Annotated in this window: 4 protein-coding genes; 3 read left to right on the top strand and 1 reads right to left on the bottom strand. The window is 40.9% G+C overall.

The annotated features are described in order from the left end of the window. A partial coding sequence (locus LC574_RS26610; RefSeq protein ID WP_229456595.1) for a GGDEF and EAL domain-containing protein occupies positions 1-1,378 on the bottom strand: 1,378 nt, incomplete at its 3' end. Positions 1,379-2,232: 854 nt separating this feature from the next. On the opposite strand from LC574_RS26610, the gene LC574_RS26605 reads away from it, so the two are divergent. From LC574_RS26605 to LC574_RS26595, 3 genes are all read left to right on the top strand, one after another. Further along, positions 2,233-3,153 carry a histone deacetylase gene (locus LC574_RS26605; RefSeq protein ID WP_229456590.1) on the top strand — a complete coding sequence of 307 codons (921 nt, stop codon included), beginning with the start codon at positions 2,233-2,235 and terminating at the stop codon, positions 3,151-3,153. 710 nt (positions 3,154-3,863) lie between these two features. After that, the gene (locus LC574_RS26600; protein ID WP_181374005.1) at positions 3,864-4,001 is read left to right on the top strand and encodes a hypothetical protein; all 138 of its coding nucleotides are present in this window, start codon (positions 3,864-3,866) and stop codon (positions 3,999-4,001) included. A 177-nt stretch (positions 4,002-4,178) separates the two neighbouring features. Further along, complete coding sequence (locus tag LC574_RS26595; RefSeq protein WP_229456589.1) at positions 4,179-4,625, top strand: tellurite resistance TerB family protein; 447 nt, start codon at positions 4,179-4,181, stop codon at positions 4,623-4,625. Positions 4,626-4,927 lie beyond the last annotated feature (302 nt).

Here is a 4,927-nt window from a genome sequence, read left to right as displayed (position 1 = left end):
CCAGGGAAATAAAATCTGCTGGATTAAGCAAACCACGTTCTGGATGCTGCCAGCGCAACAGAGCCTCAAAACCTAAAATAGAGCCTTTGGTGAGCGAAACAATCGGTTGGTAATAAACTCGAAATTCAAGGCGTTCAATTGCTCGGCGTAACTCGGACTCTAACTGCAATTTCGCCAGAACATTAGCATACATATCTGAGTTAAATAGCTCATAACGCGCTCTGCCCAGCACTTTGGCTCGGTACATTGCTGTATCAGCATCCCTCAACAGTTCTTCTGGGTGTTGATAGTTTACTGTCGAACTCAACGCGATGCCAATACTTGCCGTTGTGAACATTTCTTGTCCGTCAAGCTCAAAGGGTAACGCTAGTTCCTGTTGAATCCGCTCAACCGCTTTGATGGCGTCTGACACATCCTGGATTCCCTCAAGCAGGATCGTAAATTCGTCTCCCCCAAGCCGTGCAGCTGTATCTATGGAGCGTACACATACTTCTAGCTTACCTGCTATAGCAAGCAGAAATTGGTCTCCTTTTATGTGTCCCAGACTGTCATTGATCAACTTAAATCGATCTAGATCGATAAATAGTACAGCAAATAGATAATCTGAATGCCGTTTTGAATAATCGATTGCACGTCTTAGGCGCTTTATAAATGCAGCGCGGTTCGGCAAACCCGTCAGTGCATCGTGAAACGCAAGGTACAGCAGTTGTGATTCGACTCGTTTACGCTCTGTAATTTCAGTTAGCAATTTCTGATTTGCTTTTACCAGTTCTGCTGTCCGTTCTGCTATTCGTATTTCTAACTTATCGTCAGCTTGGTGCAACATTTCTTCAGCTTGTTTGTGTTGACTAATGTTGCACAAAAGCCAACGCGAGCCAACTTGCTTACCCTGTAAGTCGTACACCGCAGACGCTTTAATCATAGCAGGGAAAGGCGCTCCTTTCCGTGGTTGTAGGTTAATTTCCCAGTTCACTAGCTCTTGAAAATTGTTCATCTGAAGGCTGAAGGACTGGCGATCTTGTTGAGCAATAAAGAGAATTAATGGTTTACCTACTAAATATTTTTGATGGACACCGAGCAAGGTTGCTGCTGCATGGTTAGCCTCTTGGATTGTCCCTGCGGCATTAGTTACCAAGTAACCATCTGAAGCGAACTCAAACAAATCTTGGTAACGCTGGCGTTCTTTCTCTAGTGCCGCTCGTGTTACTTCTAATTCTTCGGAGGCTGTCAAGAGTTCTTCCATTGCAGTGTGGAGTTTCTCGAAAGCCTCTGTTATTATCTCTTCTTGTGAGTTTGACTTGGTTGCATAGCATTGCAACAGCCCCTGTATCTGTGAGTACATTTTCTCTATCTGCTGGCTAAATCCATCCACGTTCATGTTGCTCAACTCACAAAACTATGAAGCGTAGCTGTGAAGGAAAAAACTACGATAAGCAAATCCCATCCCTTCCTCAAGTCTTCAGGCCTTATTGAGCAGGAAAGCACTGGGTTAGTTGCAAAAGTGGACACGTTATAAATAAATATTGCAGAACTTGTTTTCTTGATTTACTAATTTATCTATCAATTATGAGAGAGCAATCAAATTTGCCTATTAATGACCAAAGTACAAAGTTGGAACAAGCCCTATCTGCTGAGATTTTTACTTTATTAAATACAACTTATCAAAGTTAGAATTATCTCATAACAGTATATTTGCTGTACCTATTTATTTAAATACTTCTTAAGATATATTCACTTTTGTGATGTTAACCAAAGAATAAGGGTTTCAGGCGATGCTTTTGGGCTGACAACCCAGATTTATCACCACAATTCTCAAAGCCTTATAAAATCTCGATTCTAGGTTTTCAGACTGCATCAAAAAATAACCCCTTAAAAATGCCCGAAACATATTCTAGGTAAGGATTATGAGGATTGCGTAGGCGTAGCCCGTCGCAGACATCGCGGGACTTTTAAGCTCATCCCACCCCTAAAAGGAGTGGGATTTCGCGTCATTTGTCATTTGTCATTTGTCATTTGTCATTTGTCATTTGTATCTTTTTTGACAAATGACTAGTGACTTTAGGACGGCGGCGGGGGCGACTATCCTCCCATACATTGAAGGAATGGGCTTAAGAGTCGCCATTCTGTGAGAAATGCAAGACAAGAGTCTTTTTTCCTTCTTTATAGAAAAACTATTTGTACCAGTAACGATACAATAGCATTCATTGTCTTGCCGTCAACCTTTTTCGTCCTATGCTGCCAGTCATCTATTCCGACGAATTTTTAGATCACAAGACTGGAAAATACCATCCTGAAAGACCAGAACGTTTAAGTGCGATCGCCACCGCCCTAAAAGCAGCTACATTCGCAGATAAAATTGACTGGCGATCGCCTACACCAGCATCAGAACAGCGATCGCTGATGTCTGTGTTAGTTAAAGCACATAGCCCAGCCTACATCAAAAAACTTTGGCAAATCGCTTCTAGTGGCGGCGGCCCTTTGGATGGAGATACGCCAGTTTCCCCACGTAGTTATGATGTAGCATTGTTGGCAGTCAGTGCATGGTTGGATGGTGTTGAGGCTGTGTTAAAGTCGGCTAATCCAGCTTTTGTACTAGCACGTCCCCCAGGACATCATGCAGAAAGTGATGCGGGGATGGGCTTTTGCCTATTTTCTAATGCTGCGATCGCAGCTTTATTTGCCCTTGAACAACCCGGAATTAACCGCGTCGCCATCCTCGATTGGGATGTACATCACGGTAATGGGACTCAGGCGATCGTCGAAAGTCAAGCACGCATCGCCTACTGTTCCCTACATCAGTATCCCTGCTATCCCGGTACTGGAAGATCGACAGAACGCGGCTTTCATAATAATGTATTAAATTTACCTGTACCCCCTGGTAGTGATATTGCAGTATATCAGCCACTATTTGAAAGACAGGTCATACCCTTTTTAGCTAACTTTCAGACGGATTTGCTGATTGTGAGTGCTGGTTATGATGGCAATGCCGCAGATCCTTTGGCAAGTATCAATTTGCAGCCAGAAGACTACGCTTTATTTACTGATTATTGTCTAGGGATAACTCGTAAAATTCTGTTTGGCTTAGAAGGTGGTTACGACTTTGACTCTCTTTCTCAATCAGTCGTAGCGACACTTGAACATTGTTTACTTTAGGTAATTTTTTTTTAGGTAAAACTTTGGAATTGTAATTGAGTGACTTTCGTATATGCACTAAGATCATAATAATCCTATTGATATTGATTAAATAGTCATTAGTCATTAGTCACTTGTACTGAGTATATAGCAATCCTATCTGATTTGTGAAAATTCGCAGTGTCCAGATCCCCGACTTCTTTAAGAAGTCGGGGATCTAACTTTTCACGAATGATTTAGGATTGCTATAGCCGAAGTATTGGTCATTGGTGCATACTCCGTCCATTGCGATGCCGTTGGTGCAGCCTCTCGTAGAGAAGAATAGGCAAAAGAACTTTGTCTTTCATCGGACTAATTCAAACCAGGTTAAAGAGTGGGTGTGGTATCTCTTGGACTAATGACTAATGACTAATGACTAATGACTAATGACTAATGACTATTTGTGGATACTTATTATCACGATTATTTGTGAGTTAGTTGACTAATTTAACAACTATCTTTACGTAAAATTAGGGTGACACAACTTTTGCTCTAAACTTAACTTAAGTAATTTCTTTTACCAAGGCTTTCTAAAATTCATCAAATCTTCAGGAATAAAAAGTTTGGATGTTGTTCTGAAACAGCTAAAGTTTTGTTAAGATGCAATTGCTAGCAGTTTCTCGGCGAAATTCACCTATCGGTGTGTGGAGAAATAAAAAGTACTAGCAGCACAAATTTCAAAAGGTGAAGCAATGACCACCTATATTTTTTTCGATGAAGCCCTACGGATGCTGACCAACGCCTATTTAATATCAGTAGTACTGTTACTAGCAGCTTCTGGTATAGGTTTGGCGGTAATTGAAACAATAGAAAAGGCAGGAGAACGCTAAGTTTACAAATGGCAGTGTAGTTATTGCCAAAAACCATTGGGTGCAAGTGTTCGCCATGAACAAATCTTGGGAATACTAAAGCATGAAGGTCTCATAGCGTTGTAGTCTTGCCTGTAAATCTACCAAACATGCAGGTAACTGTAGCGCTATTGAGGCTCTAACCAAGGAGTTACTACAATGGGTCTATTCGACGCTGTGTTGGGTACAGAAAGCCAAACCCAAACAGTACTCAATCCAGCAGAGGCTTTTGCTGTCATTGTTTTGATGGCAACAGCCTCAGACGGTTATCTTTCTGTCGAGCAGGCAAATTCTATCACTTTTGTACTGTCTCAGATGAAACTTTTTAAAAGTTATCCCCATGAGATGATGAACAAACTGTTTGAGAAAATTTTAAGCATTCTCCAAGGGGATGGCTTTAATAGTTTATTTAATGCAGCCAAAGATTCTCTATCTCAAGACTTGCGGGAAGCAGCCTTTGCAGTAGCTACCGATCTAGTTCTATCTGAAGGTATCATAGCTGAAGAAGAAAAAAACTTCTTAAATGATTTATATCAAGCTTTAGGTGTTTCTAGCGAGATAGCAATACAAATTGTGCAAGTAATCTTAATTAAAAACCGAGGATAGAGCGATAAAATATATGCTTAATTAAACTATATAAATAGCTTATAAACAAAGCGTGCCAAAGGAGTTAAGCTTCTTTGGCACTATTTTTGGTGTTATTGTAACCAGGCTTAGATTCGCGCCTTTTTCAAGAATCGCAAATCTTGTTGTTCAATGCAGTATTATGTCATAATTCGATTTTATAAGAAGAATTCAGAACTCAGGAGCGGAGCAAGGAAAGCTCCGCCTCCGGTCAGAAAACAGGTATGAATTCTGTACGAGTGGGTAATGAATATTGGTTAAAACCTCGCCCGAGGTTAAGCGAA

Origin of the sequence: Nostoc sp. CHAB 5715, from assembly GCF_020829685.1 — a bacterium.
Classification (GTDB): domain Bacteria; phylum Cyanobacteriota; class Cyanobacteriia; order Cyanobacteriales; family Nostocaceae; genus Nostoc.
Note: the sequence above shows the minus strand (reverse complement) of the source record. Positions and strands in the feature narration are given on the sequence as shown.